This window comes from Maribacter sp. IgM3_T14_3, from assembly GCF_049603095.1.
In the GTDB taxonomy this organism is placed as follows: domain Bacteria; phylum Bacteroidota; class Bacteroidia; order Flavobacteriales; family Flavobacteriaceae; genus Maribacter.
The window spans coordinates 1,224,446-1,245,472 of record NZ_CP187138.1 but is presented as its reverse complement, the minus strand read 5'-3'; the positions used below and the strand labels follow the sequence as shown (position 1 = coordinate 1,245,472).

Sequence of the window (21,027 nt, the reverse complement as noted above, 5' to 3'; positions counted from 1 at the left end):
AAATTATCTTTGGTTACAAAAAGTTGTAACTGTGGATCTAATAATTTAAAACAAATCAGAAAAGGTTCCTACATAGTCAAATGTATTATCTGTAATGCGAAACATAGACTAGGTTTCAAAGTTTAAATAAAGAATTAAAAATTGAGTAGCGTTTTTAAATTTCGAATCGAGTTGGAAGGTAGTAATCCCAAAATATGGCGGGAATTTTTGGCGCCATCCGATATCACTTTTTATAAGCTTCACCATATTGTTCAAATTGTTATGGGGTGGGAGAACTACCACCTATACGAATTCACCATTGATAGTTATCGTATAGGCCAACAATTTGAGGACGATGGATTTAATGGTCCCCATGAGGTAATAGATTCTCACCGGATAAAAATCTGTGACGTTCTAAAATCCAAAGGCCAGAAATTGCACTATCTATATGATTTTGGGGATTACTGGGAACATTCCTTGACTCTGGAAATGAACATAGATGATTTGATAATTCCATTTCCGGTCTGCTGCGCCGGCGAGCTAGGTTGCCCCCCAGAGGATGTTGGCGGCCTACCAGGTTTTTATGACTTTTTGAAGATTATGGGCAAGCCCAAGCACCCTGAATATAAAGAGTTTAAAAAATGGGTGAAAAGTAAGCTTGTCGCTATCAATGGCAAATATGATCCTGAAAAATTCCATATGGAAAAAGTAAATTGGGTATTGTTACAACTAGATGTTTATATTAAAGAATGGGAGAATGAGTATAACGAACAGTAGAAGTTCAAGTAAAGGATAATTATGAGTTTTATATTCAAAAATGAGGAGTTTGATAAACTTTTTCAAAAAATATTACTCGATTTAGAAACATATTTAGAGGAGTATGAAATAAAATTGGAGGATGATATTACTGTTGAAGATATAGTAATGTGGCAGAGGAACCGGATTGGTGAATATTTAGTCCATCCATCCGATAAGTGCCCTAAAAATATTGAGCCTAAAGTATTGGCTATTATTTTAAAACACAATCCAAACATTTAAAGTTCAAATAAAGGATAGGTTAGAACGCCATGTCGTAATTCGTAAAGTTTAATTAAAGAAATAGTTAGGTCACTATATTGTAATTCGAAAATCATAATTGACGGATAGAATGCTTTTGGAAATATCCCATGTTATGGGTACGCTCATAAATTAGGAAACTATGAGGTATTTAATTAAATTTAATTAAACGATAAATATGAGTTACATATTAAAAAATGAAGAGTTTGATAAATATTTTCAAAATATTTTACTTGATTTAGAGACATATTTAGAAGAGAATGAAATGGAATTGGAGAATGACATTATTGTTGAAGACATAGTAATGTGGCAAAGGAACCGGATTGGTGAATATTTAGTCCATCCATCAGATAAATGTCCTAAAAATATTAAGGGCAAGGTATTGGCTATTATTTTAAAACACAATCCGACTGAATAAATTTCTATTACCGTATGGAAGAATCAAGAGGAGCAAAACTTCATGAAGCTATGGAGAAAATATTGATAAAATCTGACGTATCGCTCAGCACAACTGAAATCGCAGATGAAATCAATGCCAGTGGTCTATACCGAAGAAAGGACGGACTTCCTGTTCCGAGCAGTCAAATTTTGGCTAGGGCCATCAATTATACTTCCCGATTTAATATCGTTGAAGAAATTATTTCTTTAAAAAATCACCTTTAAAGTAAATTAAAATAATTGTTTTTTGGATTAAATATCAATATAAAAGTAGTCTTTTGTTCAATTATTAAAACGGTTAGATTTACATATATTTCCTTTTTTTAACGCAAAACGGGATTGTGAAAGATTAGACCGTCGGAAAGCCATTCCAATTCAAACTACCATTATGTCTGAACCAGAGTTACAAAAAGGACAAGTTTTCAAATACAAGGATCAATACGAGATTGTAGAAGTAGATATCCGTTACTCCAAAACATTGGAAGGATTTAAAGCTTTTAAAATTCGATTTAACAATACACCGATATATATAACAAGGGATTATAGTTTGGTTAAAGTAAAATTAAAAGAATTGATTTTAAAATACCAACTGATAGAATCTCAGAATAGATAATTGATGATAAATGAAATGACCGAAATAGACAAAATTGCATTTATTGAAATCCAAGGGCGGAAAAATATTGAGCACGAAATCTAAAGGCAAGTTCAAATATTACATACCAGGAGGAAAAGAGAGAGAGAGAGAGAGAGAGAGAGAGAGGGAGGAAAAAGAGAAAAGGGCGAGTCAGATGAACAAACTTTGGTTCGCGAAGTATCTGAAGAGCTTACAGTTAATATTATCCTGGTACTATTGAATATGTTGGAACATTTATGGCGCAGTCTGATGGTGCCAAAGAAGGTGTAATGGTTAAAATGACTTGTTATAAAGCAAAGTATAATGGAACGTTTCATCCTAATATGGAAATTGAGGAAATCAGATGGTTGGATTCAAATGATACAGATAGAATATCAGAGGTGGATAAACTTATATTTCGACATCTAGTAAGTATTGGGGAGTTAAATTGAAGTTTAAATAAAGGATGGATTAGGACACCATGTCGTAAGTCGTAAAGTTCAAATAAAGGATGAGCGTTAGATTTAGAATATTACTAATATTATTAGCTTTTACATCTTGTATTACGCATAAGTGTTATCGTGGATTGTATTCTACAGAAAAATTATTATTGTTAGATAGTGCATCTATAAATAAAATTATCGCCAACGATACGCTATACCTAAATAATGATATATATCTAAATAGAGTGGTGTTTAATTGTTCTGAGGATCGTACTCGAGATATGAAAGTATTGGGAAACTTAAGAGATTCAACTGTTTTACTGGTTCCATTTGAATCTGATTATATAGGCGATACTTTATTGTTTGTGAATACACAATTTTTCATATCCCCTTTGGAGCGGGGGATAATTGTTTCAACAAAGAAAAAAGGAAGTGAAACACACTATGAATATCCAGAAGAAAAGGAGTTGTATTCGTTGACAAAAAAAATAGATAAAGAGGGTTTGTATAAATTAGAGAATGAAAAATTTGTTTTTTTAACCACATCTATGTCTCAGGATTCATTTAAGAATTATTGCACCAATGCAACCTGTTATGTTCCAAGTCCCGGTATATTGTACGATCAAAAGATTAACTTAAACAATCTAAACTCAATAGATTCTCTTGAGTATGAGATTGAATCATGGCTTGATAATTTTTAATAGTTCAAATAAAGGATTTGTAAAAAATAACAGTCTAACATACTACTGTTACGACATATTTGGCTAACCAATCTTGTATCGTGAAAAAAATGAAAAAAAGGCGACAAAAACTTATTGAAAAGGGAATTTCAATCCAAAACGAAGTAACCAATAAGATTCTTCCTCAAACCGTAAACCAGATAATTCTTCTAGGCTCTTCTTTTATTGTAGTTCTTACGACTTTATCAGGTCCACAACCAAAGGAAATTCACCTTTATAGGTCACTACTTTGCGTTCTACTATTGTCCATTTTATGCGGTGTAATCTGTATCTCCACGCTGACAATAGACTATTACAATCTCGGCAAGAAGATTCAAAATAGGGCAAACGAAGAAAATTCTTTAGATAAGGAACAGATTGAATTTCATACCGGAAAAATCTATTATAAATTGATTCTATGGACTTTTGTAACTTGTTTGGCATCATTTCTAGTCTCCGTTGTTTTGATTATGATTTATGCTTGGTATTAGAAAAACTAGAAAGTATGTAGCAATGTAAGCTTCCCATGAAACCGGTCTGTTCATAATTCAAATCCTTATATTTAGCAAACTTCAAAAAACGATAAACGATATTTGCAATGTGTAACTGAATGAAGTACTGGGAAATTTTATTGAGAGAACAAAGAGAAAGAGGAAAATCAGGACTAACGATTCCTTTCAATATCGGAAGTCAACGTTATCTTCCGGCCGAAAGGTTGAAAGAACAGACTATATTTGACCTTATCGTTGAGATATCTAAGAACGGCTCATTTGAGACAAATTTGAGATATTGTACGGATGTTCAAACCTTGATACTTGAAATAAGGAAAGCAAAAAATGCGGTATTTTTTCCTAAACACAAGAATGTAGCCCAAAAGAATCTATCTGTGGCTGTATCATTTGACAATTTGGGAAATTCATTAGAAGAACTAATACCTGAATTAGAAAGCAAATTTCAAGAGCCAATTGAGAAAGGACTTTTCTCAGCCAAACCAAATGCTGATGGAAGAACAGTAGTTTGGAAAGAATATGCTGAAGATGAAGATATATCCTTTATTAAAAACGCTTTCCAAAAATTAGAAGATTGAAACCTATAAGTTCAAATAAATGATAAGTTAGGACACCATGTCGTAATTCGAAAAGCTAATTAAAGGATTAATTCCTTCGCGAATCGATAAAATAAAAAAGCCGATAACTTTTACCGGCTCAAACTAGCTAATTCAAACTTAAGAACGTATCCACGAATGGCACTGCTAAGTTATTTAGTTCAAATCGGATGGTATAGAAATTTAGTTATCGAAATTGTTACTAAATTGTATTGTGAAAGTTCAAATAAAGGATAGAGAAACGAAACTAATTTACCAATGGAGGAAAATAAACTAACGGACTTAAGTATAGAGGAATTGCATAAGAAAAGAAAGAACTTACAAGGGGCTATCTTTGTTTTTATCCCCATAATCATCGGGCTTTTATATTTCCAAATACGAAATTATTTAAATGATAATGAGATTGACTGGGCAATGCTAACAATTGTGATATGTACCTTAGGAGGTCCTGTGACTCTTTACCCAGAATTAAAGAAAATAAAGGATGAAATTACGAATCGTTCCAAGTAAAAGTTCAATAAAACGATGAGTTCGGATACCATGTTGTAATTCGAAAGCCCTAATTTAAAAATTTACTAAATGTCAAATAAAAAAATTAGTGTTTGACAAGCTATTTATTAGCTAAATATTATATCCTTATAAACGTACTGCATACCGATAAATAACCTTTAGACCAATAGAGCATCAGTAAAAAGAGTACTAATTTCAGGCTTGTCTTTATATCCAATCGCTCAAAAAAATATTCTTTGTAACAAATTGAACTTTTTGACTACTTACTAAATAATGTAAACCTATTTGTAAATGAAAAAAGTATCAAGGCGTTCTTTCGTAAAAAGCATAGGAATAGGAGTTGGTTCTACAACTATTTTACCAACTCTAGCTTCCTTTGACAGCCATTACCTAAAACATATACAACCCTATTCTGGAAAAAAATTGAATGTTGCATTATGTGGCCTAGGCCGTTACGCAAATATTTTAGCTAATGGTTTAGCTGAATCTGAATATTGCCAACTTTCAGGCATAATTACTGGAACACCCGAAAAAGCTAAAAATTGGAAAGCAAAGTATAACATTCCGCAAAAGAATATCTATAATTACGAGAGTTTCGACAAAATTGCTAGAAACAATGATATAGATTTGATTTATATTGTTTTACCTAACGGTATGCACAAGGAATATACAATTAGAGCTGCAAATGCAGGAAAACACGTAATTGTAGAAAAACCTATGGCATTTACAGAAAAGGATTGCCAAGAAATGATTGATGCCTGTAAAAGTGCAAAGGTTCAACTAGCCGTAGGGTATCGTTTACATTATGAACCTCACCATATTGAAATAAAAAGACTTGGACAGGAAAAAGTTTTTGGAGAAGTGCGTTTAATCCACGCATCGCTTGGTTATAATCTAACAGGGACTCCGCTTGACGATTGGCATTTAAATAAATCACTTGCTGGGGGTGGTGCCCTAATGAATCTTGGAGTTTATTGTATTCAAAGTAACCGTTATGTTTTGGGAGAAGAACCTGTATCTGTAACAGCACAATTTGCGCCAAAAACAATGCCCGAATTATTTAAAGAAGTTGAAGAAAATATAACTTGGCAACTAAATTTTCCAAGTGGTGCTGTTTGCACTTCAACTGTTTCTTCAAATTGTAATATTGACCGCTTTTATGCATCTGCCGAGAATGGTTCATTCGAGTTAAGTCCAGCAATCAGTTATGGTCCGTTTAAAGGAAGAACGAGTGTAGAAGAATTTAATTTTCCTGTTATTAATCAACAAGCAGCACAATTGGACGGAATTGGCAAACACATTATTGAAAGACAACAACTTCCAAGTCATATTTCAGGAGAAGAAGGACTTAAAGATATGCGAGTAATTGAAGGAATATATAAAGCCGCGAAAACTGGAAAGAAAATTAAACTTTACTAAAGTTCCAAATGGCCTTTATACTCAATCAGAATAAAAACGAACGCAATACAGTAAATCCCCTTTTAAAAGCGTTCGTCCACTTGCTTAAAGTTTAAATAAAGGATTCTTAAAACGTGTTGTATTTAAGCAGGAACCAGGTTATAAAAACAAAAAAGGGCTTGGATCTTTCCAAGCCCTTACTCAAGTAGGTATGTTCGTGTTATATGTTTTAGTTCAAAGCTTCTTGGGTAGAAACTTGAGCTTGTGAATGTATTGCTATTTCAGTATTTTGTATGTTGCTATTTTCTATATTATAGTAACTTAATACAGCTATAACGAAACTTGTAAAATATAGTAAACTCTTAGTCTTAGGGTTCATAACAATTTGTGTTTTTATTCTCTAACAAATGTACAAGTGAAAGGCACGAGAAAAACCCACTTGTTGTCAAGTGAGGCTTTTATGATGTCAAAATGATGAAAAGTGTTGAATAGCGTTTTTGTTCATCGGAGTTATATACTTTTTATCGATAGTGCTGTTTTTGTGCTAGTTTTAAAGGGTTGTTAATTCATATTATAAATAAGAAATATCAGATTTGAAAATAGTACATTTAACAGACGAGTAAGGACGCCTTGTCGTAATTTTTAAAGTTTAATTAAAGGATTGTTTAAATGTACTCTTAACATTATACTTGTTGTGCTTCGTTTCGTTATTGCAGTCAAACTCATTAAAGTATGCTTCAAAAATGCCACACTCTTTACAAAATCCGCTTTTTGCTAAGAGTACAAAGAACGTCGGTGCTTTAACTCACATACAGTCACTTTTCAAATATCGAACGCGCCTCATCATAAACTCGCTCAAAATTATCCGCTAAATCTGCCTGAGAAAATTGATTTGACGCTTGCGGAAGTTCCTTTTGAATATTAGCTAATTTAAACTGAACCTTCTTATCCTTCCCATCAGCATACGTAATAAACTCGCCTTGTTTCAACCTAAAGAAAACATCAGCTCTAATCTTTGGAATTTCCTTTTCTCCGGTTGTGATACGCGTATCAAAATCGAGATTGTGTCCACGACTTATGCTTTTCGTTGGGTCTTTAATGATTTCAAAAAAGCGTTCATAATATTTGGCGGTGTCTGGGTCATTAACTTTACCAAAAAACTGGTAGGATAGGTTACTTAAAATGGCTTTACTCGCCTTATCTCCGTACATCATATCGTTCTGTATCTTATCCTGCATCACATAAATAGTTGAGATATTATAACTACGTAATGTTGCCGGAATACGATGCATATTCAAAAGTCGTATTGTAGGCGCTTCTTCCATTAAAAGAAAGGATGGTTCTGAATTTCGTACACTCATTTGCTTGGTGATTGTGTGAATAATAGTGGCAATCACAGGCGAATACGAAGTTTCAAATTTTGGATTGTTCACTATCGAAATCACGCAGGGATTTTCAAGATTATTAATATTTAATGGCACTTCGTCTGCGGATAATGTCATAAAAATCCGTTGTGTACTAATTCGTTTGAGCGCATTGGCTAGCGTACTTTTCACACCAGCGGTCTGTCTATCTGAATCTTTACCACTAATAAATGCATCTGCCATTGCTCTCGATGTGGTGTTGGTTTCCAGAAATTGGATAAGGCTATCGGTATCCAAAAATTGATAAATAGCAATTAAATGTGGTAGCGTACAGAATTGTGGATAGGTGGTTTTTAATTTCCAAATCAATCCACCAATCAAACCTTCAGCTGCGTCGTTGAAAAATTTGGTAGTTCCAGTTGAACCAGATTCGCGTTGCTCCAAAAGATTTTCAATTAATACCCTTGAAACCTCATTAACGCTTTCCTCGTTCTCTAAATATTGTGGCGCAATAGGATTTACCCTATGGATGATTTTATCAAAGGAAATGACCTTAAATGGGATATCACTATCCTTAAAAAGTGGATATGCCATTTCTGTCAATTCAAAATCTTTATAGTCGTGGATGATTCCACAAAAACCTTCTTTCCGGAAGTGTTTTAGAAACCCATAAACTACACTTTCGGTCTTGCCACTTCCTGCAGAACCAATGACTGATGCACCACGTTTGATGTTATCCAATTTGAAGTTTCCCTTGGTAGTGGCAAAGTTTACTTGGTACTGGCTATCGCCATTTTTTGAACTTTCGGTTTTATGAAGAAAAACATATAACCCGGTATTAATTAATAGTAGCGGACAAACCAAATACAACAATATAGATACCAATTTATTTCCTTGAGCAACGTAGAACACCAAAAATGAAAGTATAATGATATTCAAAAGAAACGCATATTTTGATATCCGAAATGTCCCATAGAAAACAGTACTGGCTAAACCAACAATTGAAAGTACTATTATAAGATTATCTATTTGCATAGGTATTAGATTCCGATGGAACTTGATTTAATTGCTATTTCTGCACCACGTCTTAACCGTTTGAAAACCCGAAGCGCAATTTGTGCTTGACTAACTGGAATGCTGGGAACGATTGGCAATCCCGTTTTCGTCATCATTTTGAAGGCTAATGCCTTTTCGTTAGCTGGTAGTTTCATCAAGGCAGCAAAATAGAGGTTGGGATTTTTTACAAAATCTTTTCTTGCTTTGTAGGTCTCTGCAAAATTGCGTTTGTAGCCAAATTTTGTATCGAAGGTTTTTTCAGCTTTCGCGAAAAATGCATCTCTATCAAAACCACGTTTTACTTTTTTTCCGTGCATTTCAACTTCTGAAGCTTTGTGCTTACTTCCTGGGGAAAGACTAACCGAATTGGAAGCATCTTTTCTGCTCACGATGATATGAATATGACTTTGGTTTCCGTCTTTTGCCATTCCTTGGACAATCCGTTTGCCATTTTGTTGATGTGGGGCTTGCCGTTCCAATTTGGCGATTTCCTTTTTCATCCTTTTAATATTCCCTTCAGTTCGTCCATCTTGAACATTTCGTATTTCAGTTTTGAGTTGAAGTATTTTTGTAGCATAAGGTTGGTTTTCTTTTATCTGAAAGTCCGTACCCTTGAAGGTTCGTTGATGTTCAATTTTCGCATAGTATTTTATGTCATCAATAGTTATAGGTCGCCGATTTATTTCACGGTTGAAACTCGACACATAATCCTTCATCAACTCACGCGTATACGTTTTTAAATCTTGGCTATTGTTCTGAAGTTTTTGCAATTCATACTTTGAAGGACTGACTGTAATCGAATAAAACTTGGGTTCTTTCTTTTTTAATTTTGCGGTATTTCCATCAATTTCTTTGACCACTTCTTCAGCGGAAATTTCATCGCCATATTGATTGAAAAAATGTTCCATATCTCGTTGTTCTAAACCTTCATTTTCTTTCTCTAAATAGCCTACAAAATCTGCTGAACTTTGGCTATAATTACCGCCTAGTTTTTGAGCTGTGATTGTGATATACATAGTTCAAATATTTATAGTTGATTACTTGGATTTTGCTTCTCGCGAAAGCGTACTTCCTTCTTTCCTTCGGCATATTTCTTTTCAACTATCAGCGGTTTTTTTGCTGGTTCTTCTGTTTCAAAAAGAGATTGAATCATAGCCACCGTAGGTTTGGTCTGTGTCTTTTCAACATCTCGCATTATGGCAATAACTGCATTGATTCTTTTGAGTAATTTAGCTTCAATGGTACGTCCAGTTGGTCCCAATTTTTCCTTTGGCGATATCTCGTTGTAGAAGAAAAAATCAAGCATCGTGGACATTGCCTCGGTGTGCGATTTGAAGTAAGTGCGTGAGAAAGTTTGGAAACGTTTTGCAGTTTCCTTTTTAAATCTAATTCCAATAAATGAGTCCATATTTCGCCAATTTGTCGCAAATTCTTACCTAAAAATGGGCATTTACAGCCTGTTTGTCCCAAATCTCTGATTGTCAGGAAATTAAAATAGATTCAAATCGCTGGTAATCAGCTATTTGAAAACGAAAAGGAATCCGAAACATCGCGCAGCGTGTTACCCTCTTGCTATTCCTTTTCGTCACGCGCAAGCGTGACAAAAATCCATACAATCCGGCTAAAAAGCCGATTGCCATTTTCAGGGAAAATGATTTTCCGATATGTTATTTTTCGATGTGTACGGTTATCGGCGAAAGTCGAAAAGTGGATAACCGTACTTAAATTTGAACGCTGAATTTCAGCGAAATAAAGATACGTTTTTTTCTTGACTATATGTTAATTACATAGAAAAACACCTCTAAAATTTTAGAGGTGTTCGTTGCTCTATATAATAGTGCTAAATGTTGAAAACGAAATTATAAGTGTATAAGTTTTTAATCATTTCCTCGTCAATCAAGTTTTCATAATTTGCACCAGTTTCTTCCACATATTTTTTTATGGATTCCCCATAAAGATGTGTTACGTGTTCTCTCGAAACCTGTAAAAGTTCCTCTTGTTTTTCCTCGCTTAAATCTTGAAATTTAATATACATCATAGCTTCAAAATTTTAATATTCGCTTGGTAACATCAGCGTATCATTTACAAAAAATAACCGCAGTTCATCGAGTGGAAAATCGGTTGCTCTATATCCTTGCTTTTCCAAAATATTATCATTGCCATCGCTGTAAATTATCTCGGCTTCATATCCCGAATAATCCTGTTTTTCTTCGGACAATCTTTTAAAGTCGATTGTGATAAATTCGCTTCGGTTTATCAGACTTTTTGCAATTACGGATGTGTCTGTAATGAGCCAAAAACATTCTGCTACTTCGGATAAGTATTTCAATCCGTCCGTAAAACGGGTTCGCAATAATGGGATTTGATAAAACATTTCTGTTCCACTAAAATATTGCAATCGCTCTTTTATTTCGTTAACTTGTGCTTTCATTGTACATATATTTAATGTGTGAATAATGAAAAAGAGGGCGAAACTTTCGACAGGTGCGCCCTTTTTCTTTTATAAGATTACTTATCGCTTTTGCTTCCAAGTAATAGGATTTCATCGGCTATAACTTCGGTAACAAAGCGTTGTTCGTTATCATCAGTTGTATAGCTTCGGGTTTTAAGTTTTCCCGATATTCCAACTTCTTTGCCTTTTTCGACAAATTTCTCAACGATTTCAGCAGTCTTGCCCCAAGCTACTACGGTATGCCAGTTGGTGTCCGTTTGCTTTTCGCCTCTGCTGTCTTTGTAATACTCGTTTGTGGCGAGTGAAAAGCGTGCTACTTTCTTTCCGCTTTCAAGGTTCGTAATGGTTGGTTCTTGTCCAACGTTTCCAATTAACTGTACGTGATTTCTAATAGTACTCATAATAAAAAGATTTGTGTCTGCTTTCTTACAGACTGGTTTATATTTCCCCTATTTGTTTTAAACTGAATTAAATTTTAAGGGGTGTTTGTTCTTTTCTTCTGTGCACCGCACAATGGATAGAGTGGGTTTTGTCAAGACTTTTAGGGAATAAATCAGGTGTGTTTGCGACGTAGTAAAACCCTAGGGTTTTCAAGGAAGTAGAAACCTTATTTTTCACTAAAACTTGTATAGTCTTGACAAGTTCCATAAGGGCATTAGCAATTCTTTTAAACGCAGTTGCGTTTGAGCGTACCGGCAGTTAAGCGAAATAAGTAGCTGTGGTTAAATTAGAATTAGTTATGCCGTGCCTGTTTTTCGTTGTACCGAAAAACAACAAAGACTTTATCCATTATAAACCCCTTAAAATCTGCAAGTCAGCGGTTCGGTTTTTAAGGATTTTCGAGTGAAGGCTCAAGAAGACTTCACCGATAATCCTGTTAAGAAAATCGAGGTGATGACTTTCCGTTGAAAAAGCGGACTTGATTCACGATTTTGGCTCGGGAATGCAGTGTTCCTTCCCAGAGCATCGGGAAGGGTTAACGGAATGGAAAGCTGAAATTGGGGATTGTGTCCAAGATATTTGTAGTGAAGCTCTTTTCTCGGTATGTAGCTTTTCGTGGAATGTAGGGGAATGTGCTGAACGGTATTGCTTTTAAACCTATAAGTAGCAAGCACAAAAAAATCCAATTTAAGGTACTGGATGAACCTATTGGCTTTAGGACATTTCATAAATTTCATTAAACAATTTCTTGTTCAATCGTTCTTGTTGGCCAAAGCTTTTCTTCAGCGTGTTGTGCAAAACTGCATTAAAAGCATTGTAACCTAACCACAAATTAGGTTCCTCGTTTAGTAACAATGCTTCATAATTCAGAATTTCCAGGACTTCACGAGATTTTTTCGAAGGGTCGCTGTTCTTGTCGCTACATTCATATCTAAAGAGTTTCGTTTTATCAAGAATTGCTTTTACAAATTCCTGTGTATCGATAATTTGAAACTCTTTCATCTTATCAAATTTCTTGGTAATGGTGTAGAACTCATTGTTCAGAAACTTGTCGAATAGGTTGTTCAGTCTCGGCATTATAAGATGTGTATTATTCTTACTATGCTTGATGGAAAAATCTATTTCGGCTTGAGAAACGTGCAAACCATTAGAACATACTTCTCTATAAAATCCGAAGTGTCCAGAAGTCTTTTCACTTCCGTCATAAGAGTTTTTGAACCGAAGCATCGGCAGTATCAAGTCCTTATCGTTCTTTACGGTAAACTGACTTTTGTCGTCGATGATAAAGTCTGTAATGAAAGACCTATCATTTTTATTGATAGTACGTTTGTGAAAGTTCAGTTGTGCATCCATCAACATTTCTTCAGCTTTCTTGAAGAACAATTGGTTTGGAATGTGTCCGTAACTGTTCGATACTACATTAACAATCTTCCCATTAAAAATTATAACGTTTTCAAGTCCACGTCGTGATTCCATCTGTGTCAAGGTTTTTAAGGATTTCATTTCTGATGGAACAAAGATTTCATCCTGCTGTAAATTTTGTAAATACATAACTTTTGAATTTAGATTAAACAATATTTGAGCTTAACCCAAACGGAAGATAAAATCTCAGTTCAAAAGGAAACGGAATAAATAAGTAAGGGAAGAAGCGGTGGCTTTATGCCGTAGTCTTTCGATGGGTGTATTTTACGAGTTTACCTTGCGTGTATACTGTATGATAATAAACCTCTCTAACGAAGAATTGAGGTTGCAACTTCTTTAAATTAATTATTTTATCAGAGAATTCATAGAGTTTAAGCGCAAAGAGTGGTAATAGTCATTAATACAAATGTTGCAATTAAAATACCTTAATGTTGTACCTATGTTGTACCCAGAGCATAAAAAAAGCCTCTCAATTTCTTGAAAGGCTTGATTTTATTAGTAGCGGGGACTGGACTCGAACCAGCGACCTTCGGGTTATGAGCCCGACGAGCTACCTACTGCTCTACCCCGCGATATGGGTTTTTATCTCACTTGTCTTGCGACTTCAGGTCATTAAGCTGACGAGATAAAGGTGCGCTACTATTTGTAACGGGCTGCAAATATACAATACATTTTCTCTATATTCAAAACTTATTTAAATAATATTTTTTAAGGGCATTATCTTTTAAAAAACATTAAATCCATAACTTCGGTTTTTTACAATTCTATGGATACAATTAACGACTTTATAGCCAGCGCACTACCGTATACAGAGTGGCCAATGTTCCTTCTATTAATAGGGGGCGGACTCTTTCTTGTCTTCTATTCAAAACTAATGCCGTATCGTTTTTTCGGTCATGCGATTGCAATTACAGCGGGTAAATATGATAATAAAGACTCAAAAGGAGATGTAAGTTCTTTTCAGGCTTTATCGGCAGCCGTTGCTGCTACGGTCGGGTTAGGGAATATCTCAGGAGTTGCCATCGCAATACATGATGGTGGTCCGGGTGTGGTTTTCTGGATCTGGATGACCGCTTTAATTGGTATGTGTATAAAATTTTACTCTTGTAGTTTGGCAATTATGTATCGAGGAACAGATTCTGAGGGTAATTTACAAGGCGGGCCAATGTTCTACATCACCAAAGGACTAGGTGAAAAAGCTCGACCGTTAGCTATATTTTTTGCTGTTTGTGGTCTATTCGGATTTTTAGGTGTTTTTACGGCAAATCAATTTACAGAGACATTCATGAGTGTAGTTAAACCATCATCTACATTATTTGAAATGAGTGAGGTAAATTGGAAATGGACAGTAGGTATTTTTTTAGCTGTCATAACTTCTTTGGTAATTTTTGGAGGTTTAAAAAATATAGCTAAAGTAGCATCTGCTATCGTGCCTTTTATGGTAGCGGTATATTTAATAGCGGTAATAGTGGTAATGGCGCTGAATTCAGAGCAAATACTACCAGCCTTGAAAATGATAATTACAGAAGCTTGGAATTTTAAATCGCTGGCAACCGGCGGCTTTTGGGGTCTTGTTATTATTGGGGTTCGTAGGGCGATGTTTTCTAATGAGGCAGGTTTAGGTAGTGCGCCAATGTATCATGGGCAATCTAAAAATGATGAACCTATTCGCGAGGGTCTTGTGGCTATGCTAGGTCCGTTTATCGATACCATATTGGTATGTACGTTTACGGCAATCGTTATCATATTAAGTGGGGCTTATTTAGAAGATTCTAGTGGTATAGTCATGACGTTATCCGCTTTTGAAAGAACCTTGTTTGGTTGGGGCGATGTGCTGCTAATGGTTATCGTAACGGCCTTTGCATTATCTACCTTATTTACATATTCTTATTATGGAGTAAAATCATTGTCATTCTTGACAAATGCCAAAATCGGTAAGTTTTACAACTGGTATTTTGTAATTATGATTGTCTTTGCTGCAGTGGCATCATTAGAGTTGGTAAAGAATTTAATTGATTTGTCTTATGCACTAATGGTAATACCCAATATGATTGCCGTACTTTTGTTGGCTCCAAAGGTAAACGTAGAATTGAAGAAATATATAATTAAGTATAAGGATGGCAGATCATAAGGCAGGCTTCGTAAATATTATTGGTAATCCTAATGTTGGTAAATCAACGTTGATGAATGCTTTTGTGGGTGAAAAATTATCCATAATTACATCAAAGGCACAAACGACCAGACATCGTATTTTAGGAATTGTAAATGGGGATGATTTTCAAATGATTCTTTCTGATACTCCTGGTATTATTAAACCAGCATATCAGCTTCAAAGCAGTATGATGGATTTCGTAAAATCTGCGTTCGAAGATGCCGATGTACTTCTTTATATGGTTGAGATAGGCGAGAAGGCATTGAAAGATGAAGCATTCTTTGAGAAAATAAAGAATAGTAAAATTCCTGTTTTATTGCTATTAAACAAGGTAGATACAGCTACGCAAGAGTTGTTAGAAGAGCAAGTGCAGTATTGGCAAGAAATGTTGCCTAGTGTTGAGTTGCATCCTATTTCTGCATTATCCAATTTTAATATAAAAGGCGTATTCGAACGTATTATCGAATTATTGCCGATGTCACCTGCTTATTATCCTAAGGATCAATTAACCGATAAACCAGAGCGTTTCTTTGTAAATGAAACTATCCGCGAGAAAATCTTATTGAACTACAAAAAAGAAATTCCGTATTCAGTAGAAATTGAAACAGAAGAGTTTTTTGAAGATGAAGACATTATTCGCATGCGTTCGGTAATTATGGTTGAAAGAGATTCTCAAAAGGGGATTATCATAGGTCATAAAGGTGCAGCATTGAAAAAAGTAGGTGTAGAATCGAGAAAAGACCTAGAAAAATTCTTTGGTAAACAGGTGCATATAGAATTGTATGTAAAAGTGAATAAAAATTGGCGAAGTGATGCCAAGCAGTTAAGAAGATTCGGGTATAATAAATAAACAAATTATTCTTTCGTTTATATACCTAAGGTAATCAGGCAACTATTGTTTGGATTGTACTACCTTTGCGCCAAATTTAAGCTATGAGTGCTATTGTTGCCATTGTAGGAAGACCTAATGTAGGTAAGTCTACTTTTTTTAATCGTTTGATACAGAGACGTGAAGCTATTGTTGACGCAGTAAGTGGTGTTACGCGTGATCGTCATTATGGAAAAAGTGATTGGAACGGCAAAGAATTTTCGGTTATTGATACAGGTGGGTATGTTCTTGGTAGTGATGATGTTTTCGAAAAAGAGATCGATAAGCAAGTAGAGCTGGCAATTGAAGAGGCCGATGCCATAATTTTTATGGTAGATGTAGAGACCGGTGTTACCGGTATGGATGAAGATGTTGCTAAGTTACTTCGAAGAGTTAAAAAGCCTGTTTTTTTAGCGATTAACAAAGTTGATAATGCGAAACGTGCAGAAGATGCCGTTGAATTTTATTCTTTAGGATTAGGAGAATATTATACGCTTTCAAGTATGAATGGTGGTGGAACCGGAGAATTATTAGATGCTCTAGTACAAGAATTACCAGATATAGTTGAAGAAAAAAGTGAATTACCAAGATTTGCTGTTGTAGGTAGACCAAATGCAGGTAAATCTTCTTTTATAAATGCGTTAATTGGTGAAGATCGATATATCGTTACCGATATCGCAGGCACGACGAGAGATAGTATTGATACGAAGTACAATAGATTCGGCTTTGAATTCAACCTGGTAGATACTGCCGGTATTCGTCGTAAAGCTAAGGTGAAGGAAGATCTGGAGTTTTATTCAGTAATGCGTTCAGTAAGAGCGATCGAACATTGCGATGTTTGTATTTTACTTTTAGATGCAACAAGAGGTTTTGATGGGCAGGTAGAGAATATATTTTGGTTAGCGCAACGTAATCATAAGGGTATTGTTATTCTTGTGAATAAATGGGATTTGGTCGAGGATAAAGAAACCAATACCATTAAGCATTACACTGAAAAAATTAAAAAAGCTATTGAGCCATTTGTAGATGTGCCAATTCTTTTTATATCTGTATTAACAAAACAACGTATTTTCAAAGCGATAGAAACTGCTGTTGAAGTTTATAATAATAGAAATAAGAAAATAATTACCAGAAAATTTAATGAGACGATGTTGCCGATAATAGAAAATTATCCGCCACCGGCATATAAAGGTAAATTCGTTAAAATTAAATTCTGTACACAATTACCGACTCCGTATCCGCAGTTTGCATTCTTCTGTAACCTGCCGCAATATGTACGCGAGCCTTACAAGCGTTATCTTGAAAATAAGATACGTGAAGAATACGACTTCACTGGGGTGCCTATCACTGTGTTTATGAGGAAGAAGTAAATATTTTTTGTATTTTTCTGTAGTTGAATTCAAAATTTGATGCAGAAAAATACAGTTATTTATTTATTATTTGCTTTTACATTTTGGGGCTTCTCTCAAGAAGAAAAAGAGCTTCTAACAACGGTTAATGATTCTAATCAGCTCCTCGAAAATATACACCTCCATTTAAATAAGACTTCATTTTCTTCTGGTGAACATGTGTGGTTTACTGCCTATATTCAAAATCAAAAAACACTACTACCTTCCGCTATTACCGAAAATCTTCATGTGGGTATTTATGATGATTTTGGAAAGGAAATGTATCGAAAATTATTAAAGGTCGATAAAGGACTCGCATATGGTGATTTTGAAATTGACAGTGCCTTTGAAAAAGGGTCATATCATATAATTGCTTGGACCAATTATTTAAGAAATTTTGAAAAATTAGAGCCTTTTCAACAGCAAATCGAAATTCTTGGCAATGCTACTGATAATGAAATTAAAGTTACGCCCAAAATTGAATTGAACTTTTACCCAGAAGGCGGATCTTTAATAAGCGGAGCATTTAATTATATAGGAATTTACTTAAAGAATAATTTTGGTGATCATAAACCAATTATTAAATTATTGGATGATAATGGCGAGGTTTTGGTTTCTAGCATAAGTATTGGTGATGAAGGTTTTGGTAAAATTGGATTCTTTATAAAAGAAAATCTAAATTACTTTTTCGAAATTCAGAATTCATACGGAGAGATATCTAACGTTCCTCTTAAAAAGTCTTTTGGCAGAATTGGGTTAAGTATCGATAATACAGGTAGTAATCAGTTTTTAGCAAAACTTGTATTGTCAGAAGAATCGCTCTCTAAGAATAATAATAAAGCCTATTCTTTAGCAATTGTTCAAGAAGATTCTGTTTTTATACAAGATTGGGTTGTAAATAAGAATCAACTTGCAGTGTCCATAGATAGAGAATCAATTCCGTATGGTGTTAATAAAGCTATTTTATTTGATGAACGACAAAGACCAATAGCATATAGACTGTTTTACAATCATTCAGATAAGAGCAGTAGGGTTACAGAAATCAACGTTAGACATCAATTAAATACTTCTAGAGATTCACTAGAATTGTCTTTTTCGAAGCTATTGGCTCAGTCTTTAGAATATAATTTGAGTGTTTCTGTTTTACCTTTAGATACCAAAGCATATAATCCTCAATACTCTTTAACGAGTTCTTTTTTGATTACACCTTATGTAAATGGTTGGTCAAATTACAAATATCAGTTTTCCGATTTTAATGGATTTCAGAATTATGACCTCGACATTAAATTAATGATTGAAGGTTGGGGTAAGTATGATTGGGAAGATAGTTTGATGATCAATGATAATATTCGATTTGAATCGGAGAAAGGAATATCAGTGAAAGGTAGAGTGCCTAATGCCGATTTAACTGAAGAAAATCAAGTGCTGTTAATAACCGATGTATCGAAAACTATTAATTACGAGCAATTGCGAAGTGATAAGACATTTGAAACGCATATGGCTTTATATGAGAATGATTCGTTAGCAGTAACTTTAATAGGAAAGAAAGGGGTTTTGCGTAAACCTAAATTAGAAATACAGGTAGATACTACTTGGGTCGAAAATAAAATTGACGTTGGAAAATATCTAGATAAATCAAAACGAACTATCAATTCTTTAAATCCATATAGTGAAGATGAGACTTTAAGTTTTAAGCGAAAAGATAGTGTCATTGTCTTAAATGAAGCAGTTGTTAAGGCTAATAAATGGAAAGACAATAGCCTGAAAATAAATTCTGCAGAAATAGAGGGGAGGCAGATTGGAGATTATGAGATAAAACGATATCTAAGTATTTCTAGCTACCTTCGAAAATTAGGATTTCTTATAGGTGGTGATGTAAATGGTAAAACCGTTGTGAAGTCTAAGTCAATAGATTTAAGTACAGGCTTAAATCTTATTGTTCCACTTTATGTTGTTGGTATTGGTAGGGGTGAAGAAATTGCATTAAATATGCCGCTAAGCAGAGTTCAAACTATTGTACATGACGCGAGAAAAAATACCTTTGTTTCGATCCTGCTAAAAGATAATGTGTATGTTTTACCTGAGAATAGAAATCAGTACATAAGGCAATTCATTCGTTACGGATATGCAAAGCCAAACGAGTATTTCAATCCGGGTTATGAGGATTATGAATCAATAGTATTCAAAAAGTACGGAGCTTTATATTGGAAATCGAATATTCCAATCAACTCAAAAGAGCCATTTACTATTAAAGTGCCTTTAAAAAATCAAGAGGGTGTAAAAGTTTTTGTAGAAGGTATAAGTGAAGATGGTACTCTTATTTCTATTGAAAAGAAAATCGATTTAAAATCAGAGGTAGATAACTAGTATTTTTTTCAGTTTTAGCCAACAGCCAACAGCCAACATCTACCAACCCCCAGAAGCTCCACCGCCGCCAAAGCCGCCGCCGCCGAAACCACCTCCGAATCCGCCACCGCCAAAGCTTCCGCCTCCACTGCTTCCTCCGAATCCGCCAGAGCCATTAGAACGACCCATATTGCTGAGAATAATCATGTCCCACGGACTCAATCCGCCACGCTTTCTGCCGCCGTTGCCGTCGTTATTATCATTTTTACGACTCCAAAGAATAAACAGTATTACGATAAAAATAATAAATGGCAGTATCGATGATAGTGGGAAACCTTCGTTTTCTCCAAAGGTTCTTTCTTCTTGAAATTCACCGTTTAAGACTTGAAAAATTACATCAGACCCTTTATCTAGTCCACCATAATAATTACCGACCCTAAATTCTGGGAGAATTACATTTTCAATAATTCTTTTCGAAAGGGCATCAGTAAGTGAGCCTTCTACACCGTAACCGGTACTTATAGCAACTTTTCGGTCATTTTCTGCTAGAATCAGTAGAATACCATTGTCTTTTCCATCTTGCCCAATTCCCCATTTTTGACCCCAATTTGCCCCGAGGTAATTAATGTCTTCACCATTGGTACTGGCGATTATCGTAACTACAATTTGTGTTGAGGTGCTATCAGAGTAGCGAACCAATTTTTGGCTTAAAGCCACTTTTTGTTGGTCGCTTAGAAGATTGGTGAAATCGTAAACACTGGTCTGTAATGCAGGTTTTTCAGGTATTTCGAACTGACTCCATAACGGTGCGCACCAAAGAAAAAGTAGTAAAAGGCTAGCCTTTAGATATTTCATTGCTTAATTCGTTGGTGTCATCTGATTGCCACGGGAAATGACTTCTTAATTCTTCGCCAGCTTTTAAAACACCGGCAACAAGACCGTCTTTAAAAGCTCCTTTTTCAAAATGTGTTTGAATGCTATTTCTAGTAGTCTGCCAAAAATCTTTAGGTACCACATTGTCAATACCTTTGTCTCCACAGATAACAAATTTCTTGTCATTTACGGCAACATAAATCAAGACTCCGTTTTCTTGTTTGGTATTATCCATTTTTAATAAATGAAATACCTCTTTAGCGCGCTCGTAATGATCTTTACGAGTATGTGCCTCAATATGTACCCTAATTTCGCCAGAGGTATCCTTTTCTGCTTTAAGAATAGCATGTACTACCTCTTGCTCTTCTGCTGCCGATAAAAAATCTTCTACTCTTGACATAGGT

25 protein-coding genes and 1 tRNA gene are annotated in these 21,027 nt (G+C 34.8%); 16 read left to right on the top strand and 10 right to left on the bottom strand.

Annotated elements, in window-relative coordinates; translation table 11 throughout:
- The first annotated feature begins 141 nt into the window (after window positions 1-141).
- The 12 genes from ACPF9A_RS05690 to ACPF9A_RS05635 all read left to right on the top strand — a co-directional run bounded on the left by ACPF9A_RS05690 (window position 142) and on the right by ACPF9A_RS05635 (window position 6,282).
- Window positions 142-756 carry a plasmid pRiA4b ORF-3 family protein gene (locus tag ACPF9A_RS05690; protein WP_424002455.1) on the top strand — a complete coding sequence of 205 codons (615 nt, stop codon included), beginning with the start codon at window positions 142-144 and terminating at the stop codon, window positions 754-756.
- Window positions 757-777: 21 nt separating this feature from the next.
- Window positions 778-1,017 (top strand): hypothetical protein, encoded by a 240-nt coding sequence (locus tag ACPF9A_RS05685; protein WP_424002453.1) that lies wholly within the window; start codon window positions 778-780, stop codon window positions 1,015-1,017.
- A gap of 196 nt (window positions 1,018-1,213) precedes the next feature.
- Window positions 1,214-1,453 (top strand): hypothetical protein, encoded by a 240-nt coding sequence (locus tag ACPF9A_RS05680; protein ID WP_291788620.1) that lies wholly within the window; start codon window positions 1,214-1,216, stop codon window positions 1,451-1,453.
- 14 nt (window positions 1,454-1,467) lie between these two features.
- Window positions 1,468-1,698: a hypothetical protein gene (locus tag ACPF9A_RS05675; protein WP_291788622.1), complete on the top strand. Its 231-nt coding sequence runs from the start codon at window positions 1,468-1,470 to the stop codon at window positions 1,696-1,698.
- A 163-nt stretch (window positions 1,699-1,861) separates the two neighbouring features.
- Window positions 1,862-2,086, top strand: coding sequence for a hypothetical protein (locus ACPF9A_RS05670; protein ID WP_424002450.1), 225 nt, complete (start codon window positions 1,862-1,864; stop codon window positions 2,084-2,086).
- Window positions 2,087-2,182: 96 nt separating this feature from the next.
- Window positions 2,183-2,377: an NUDIX domain-containing protein gene (locus ACPF9A_RS05665; RefSeq protein ID WP_424004431.1), complete on the top strand. Its 195-nt coding sequence runs from the start codon at window positions 2,183-2,185 to the stop codon at window positions 2,375-2,377.
- A complete protein-coding gene (locus tag ACPF9A_RS05660) occupies window positions 2,344-2,538 on the top strand; it encodes a hypothetical protein (protein ID WP_424002448.1) in 195 nt (64 codons plus the stop codon). Before ACPF9A_RS05665 ends, ACPF9A_RS05660 begins: the two co-directional genes overlap by 34 nt.
- A gap of 158 nt (window positions 2,539-2,696) precedes the next feature.
- Window positions 2,697-3,230, top strand: a complete 534-nt coding sequence (locus ACPF9A_RS05655; RefSeq protein ID WP_424002446.1) for a hypothetical protein — start codon at window positions 2,697-2,699, stop codon at window positions 3,228-3,230.
- 89 nt (window positions 3,231-3,319) lie between these two features.
- Entirely contained in the window at window positions 3,320-3,739 is a 420-nt protein-coding gene (locus ACPF9A_RS05650; RefSeq protein ID WP_424002444.1) for a hypothetical protein, read from the top strand.
- A 119-nt stretch (window positions 3,740-3,858) separates the two neighbouring features.
- Window positions 3,859-4,335 (top strand): hypothetical protein, encoded by a 477-nt coding sequence (locus ACPF9A_RS05645; protein ID WP_424002442.1) that lies wholly within the window; start codon window positions 3,859-3,861, stop codon window positions 4,333-4,335.
- A 276-nt stretch (window positions 4,336-4,611) separates the two neighbouring features.
- On the top strand, window positions 4,612-4,863 hold the full coding sequence (locus ACPF9A_RS05640) for a hypothetical protein (protein WP_424002440.1): 252 nt from the start codon (window positions 4,612-4,614) through the stop codon (window positions 4,861-4,863).
- Window positions 4,864-5,154: 291 nt separating this feature from the next.
- The gene (locus tag ACPF9A_RS05635; protein WP_424002438.1) at window positions 5,155-6,282 is read left to right on the top strand and encodes a Gfo/Idh/MocA family protein; all 1,128 of its coding nucleotides are present in this window, start codon (window positions 5,155-5,157) and stop codon (window positions 6,280-6,282) included.
- 794 nt (window positions 6,283-7,076) lie between these two features.
- Here ACPF9A_RS05635 and ACPF9A_RS05630 read toward each other — a convergent pair.
- The 8 genes from ACPF9A_RS05630 to ACPF9A_RS05595 all read right to left on the bottom strand — a co-directional run bounded on the left by ACPF9A_RS05630 (window position 7,077) and on the right by ACPF9A_RS05595 (window position 13,568).
- On the bottom strand, window positions 7,077-8,660 hold the full coding sequence (locus ACPF9A_RS05630) for a type IV secretory system conjugative DNA transfer family protein (protein ID WP_424002436.1): 1,584 nt from the start codon (window positions 8,658-8,660) through the stop codon (window positions 7,077-7,079).
- Window positions 8,661-8,665: 5 nt separating this feature from the next.
- On the bottom strand, window positions 8,666-9,697 hold the full coding sequence (mobB, locus tag ACPF9A_RS05625; protein ID WP_424002434.1) for a MobB family relaxase: 1,032 nt from the start codon (window positions 9,695-9,697) through the stop codon (window positions 8,666-8,668).
- A gap of 11 nt (window positions 9,698-9,708) precedes the next feature.
- Entirely contained in the window at window positions 9,709-10,089 is a 381-nt protein-coding gene (locus ACPF9A_RS05620) for a BfmA/BtgA family mobilization protein (protein ID WP_424002432.1), read from the bottom strand.
- A gap of 432 nt (window positions 10,090-10,521) precedes the next feature.
- Window positions 10,522-10,719: a hypothetical protein gene (locus tag ACPF9A_RS05615; RefSeq protein ID WP_424002430.1), complete on the bottom strand. Its 198-nt coding sequence runs from the start codon at window positions 10,717-10,719 to the stop codon at window positions 10,522-10,524.
- 12 nt (window positions 10,720-10,731) lie between these two features.
- Window positions 10,732-11,112 (bottom strand): DUF6876 family protein, encoded by a 381-nt coding sequence (locus ACPF9A_RS05610; RefSeq protein ID WP_424002428.1) that lies wholly within the window; start codon window positions 11,110-11,112, stop codon window positions 10,732-10,734.
- Window positions 11,113-11,189: 77 nt separating this feature from the next.
- On the bottom strand, window positions 11,190-11,534 hold the full coding sequence (locus tag ACPF9A_RS05605) for a single-stranded DNA-binding protein (protein WP_424002426.1): 345 nt from the start codon (window positions 11,532-11,534) through the stop codon (window positions 11,190-11,192).
- A 754-nt stretch (window positions 11,535-12,288) separates the two neighbouring features.
- A complete protein-coding gene (locus ACPF9A_RS05600; RefSeq protein ID WP_424002424.1) occupies window positions 12,289-13,125 on the bottom strand; it encodes a DUF932 domain-containing protein in 837 nt (278 codons plus the stop codon).
- 370 nt (window positions 13,126-13,495) lie between these two features.
- Window positions 13,496-13,568, bottom strand: a tRNA-Met gene (locus ACPF9A_RS05595).
- Between the two features lie 194 nt (window positions 13,569-13,762).
- Here ACPF9A_RS05595 and ACPF9A_RS05590 point away from each other — a divergent pair.
- The 4 genes from ACPF9A_RS05590 (at window position 13,763) to ACPF9A_RS05575 (ending at window position 19,771) form a co-directional block, all read left to right on the top strand.
- Entirely contained in the window at window positions 13,763-15,127 is a 1,365-nt protein-coding gene (locus tag ACPF9A_RS05590; protein WP_424002422.1) for an alanine/glycine:cation symporter family protein, read from the top strand.
- Complete coding sequence (era, locus tag ACPF9A_RS05585) at window positions 15,114-15,998, top strand: GTPase Era (RefSeq protein ID WP_424002420.1); 885 nt, start codon at window positions 15,114-15,116, stop codon at window positions 15,996-15,998. The genes ACPF9A_RS05590 and era overlap by 14 nt, the downstream gene beginning before the upstream one ends.
- 83 nt (window positions 15,999-16,081) lie before the next feature.
- Window positions 16,082-17,386, top strand: coding sequence for a ribosome biogenesis GTPase Der (gene der, locus ACPF9A_RS05580; RefSeq protein ID WP_424002418.1), 1,305 nt, complete (start codon window positions 16,082-16,084; stop codon window positions 17,384-17,386).
- Between the two features lie 39 nt (window positions 17,387-17,425).
- The gene (locus tag ACPF9A_RS05575) at window positions 17,426-19,771 is read left to right on the top strand and encodes a hypothetical protein (RefSeq protein WP_424002416.1); all 2,346 of its coding nucleotides are present in this window, start codon (window positions 17,426-17,428) and stop codon (window positions 19,769-19,771) included.
- Window positions 19,772-19,810: 39 nt separating this feature from the next.
- Here ACPF9A_RS05575 and ACPF9A_RS05570 read toward each other — a convergent pair whose 3' ends face one another.
- A complete protein-coding gene (locus ACPF9A_RS05570; protein ID WP_424002414.1) occupies window positions 19,811-20,605 on the bottom strand; it encodes a TPM domain-containing protein in 795 nt (264 codons plus the stop codon).
- Window positions 20,586-21,023 (bottom strand): TPM domain-containing protein, encoded by a 438-nt coding sequence (locus ACPF9A_RS05565; protein WP_424002412.1) that lies wholly within the window; start codon window positions 21,021-21,023, stop codon window positions 20,586-20,588. The genes ACPF9A_RS05570 and ACPF9A_RS05565 overlap by 20 nt, the downstream gene beginning before the upstream one ends.
- Window positions 21,024-21,027: the final 4 nt, after the last annotated feature.

What these genes read in the sequence shown, in the direction of transcription:
- ACPF9A_RS05645 (WP_424002442.1), top strand. Translation starts at nt 3,859, where the DNA reads ATGAAGTACTGGGAAATTTTATTGAGAGAACAAAGAGAAAGAGGAAAA.
- ACPF9A_RS05620 (WP_424002432.1), bottom strand. Translation starts at nt 10,089, where the DNA reads ATGGACTCATTTATTGGAATTAGATTTAAAAAGGAAACTGCAAAACGT.
- ACPF9A_RS05670 (WP_424002450.1), top strand. Translation starts at nt 1,862, where the DNA reads ATGTCTGAACCAGAGTTACAAAAAGGACAAGTTTTCAAATACAAGGAT.
- ACPF9A_RS05635 (WP_424002438.1), top strand. Translation starts at nt 5,155, where the DNA reads ATGAAAAAAGTATCAAGGCGTTCTTTCGTAAAAAGCATAGGAATAGGA.
- ACPF9A_RS05565 (WP_424002412.1), bottom strand. Translation starts at nt 21,023, where the DNA reads ATGTCAAGAGTAGAAGATTTTTTATCGGCAGCAGAAGAGCAAGAGGTA.
- ACPF9A_RS05590 (WP_424002422.1), top strand. Translation starts at nt 13,763, where the DNA reads ATGGATACAATTAACGACTTTATAGCCAGCGCACTACCGTATACAGAG.
- ACPF9A_RS05605 (WP_424002426.1), bottom strand. Translation starts at nt 11,534, where the DNA reads ATGAGTACTATTAGAAATCACGTACAGTTAATTGGAAACGTTGGACAA.
- ACPF9A_RS05650 (WP_424002444.1), top strand. Translation starts at nt 3,320, where the DNA reads ATGAAAAAAAGGCGACAAAAACTTATTGAAAAGGGAATTTCAATCCAA.
- ACPF9A_RS05675 (WP_291788622.1), top strand. Translation starts at nt 1,468, where the DNA reads ATGGAAGAATCAAGAGGAGCAAAACTTCATGAAGCTATGGAGAAAATA.
- ACPF9A_RS05575 (WP_424002416.1), top strand. Translation starts at nt 17,426, where the DNA reads ATGCAGAAAAATACAGTTATTTATTTATTATTTGCTTTTACATTTTGG.
- ACPF9A_RS05640 (WP_424002440.1), top strand. Translation starts at nt 4,612, where the DNA reads ATGGAGGAAAATAAACTAACGGACTTAAGTATAGAGGAATTGCATAAG.
- der (WP_424002418.1), top strand. Translation starts at nt 16,082, where the DNA reads ATGAGTGCTATTGTTGCCATTGTAGGAAGACCTAATGTAGGTAAGTCT.
- ACPF9A_RS05615 (WP_424002430.1), bottom strand. Translation starts at nt 10,719, where the DNA reads ATGATGTATATTAAATTTCAAGATTTAAGCGAGGAAAAACAAGAGGAA.
- ACPF9A_RS05685 (WP_424002453.1), top strand. Translation starts at nt 778, where the DNA reads ATGAGTTTTATATTCAAAAATGAGGAGTTTGATAAACTTTTTCAAAAA.
- ACPF9A_RS05600 (WP_424002424.1), bottom strand. Translation starts at nt 13,125, where the DNA reads ATGTATTTACAAAATTTACAGCAGGATGAAATCTTTGTTCCATCAGAA.
- era (WP_424002420.1), top strand. Translation starts at nt 15,114, where the DNA reads ATGGCAGATCATAAGGCAGGCTTCGTAAATATTATTGGTAATCCTAAT.
- ACPF9A_RS05610 (WP_424002428.1), bottom strand. Translation starts at nt 11,112, where the DNA reads ATGAAAGCACAAGTTAACGAAATAAAAGAGCGATTGCAATATTTTAGT.
- ACPF9A_RS05680 (WP_291788620.1), top strand. Translation starts at nt 1,214, where the DNA reads ATGAGTTACATATTAAAAAATGAAGAGTTTGATAAATATTTTCAAAAT.
- mobB (WP_424002434.1), bottom strand. Translation starts at nt 9,697, where the DNA reads ATGTATATCACAATCACAGCTCAAAAACTAGGCGGTAATTATAGCCAA.
- ACPF9A_RS05570 (WP_424002414.1), bottom strand. Translation starts at nt 20,605, where the DNA reads ATGAAATATCTAAAGGCTAGCCTTTTACTACTTTTTCTTTGGTGCGCA.
- ACPF9A_RS05660 (WP_424002448.1), top strand. Translation starts at nt 2,344, where the DNA reads ATGGCGCAGTCTGATGGTGCCAAAGAAGGTGTAATGGTTAAAATGACT.
- ACPF9A_RS05630 (WP_424002436.1), bottom strand. Translation starts at nt 8,660, where the DNA reads ATGCAAATAGATAATCTTATAATAGTACTTTCAATTGTTGGTTTAGCC.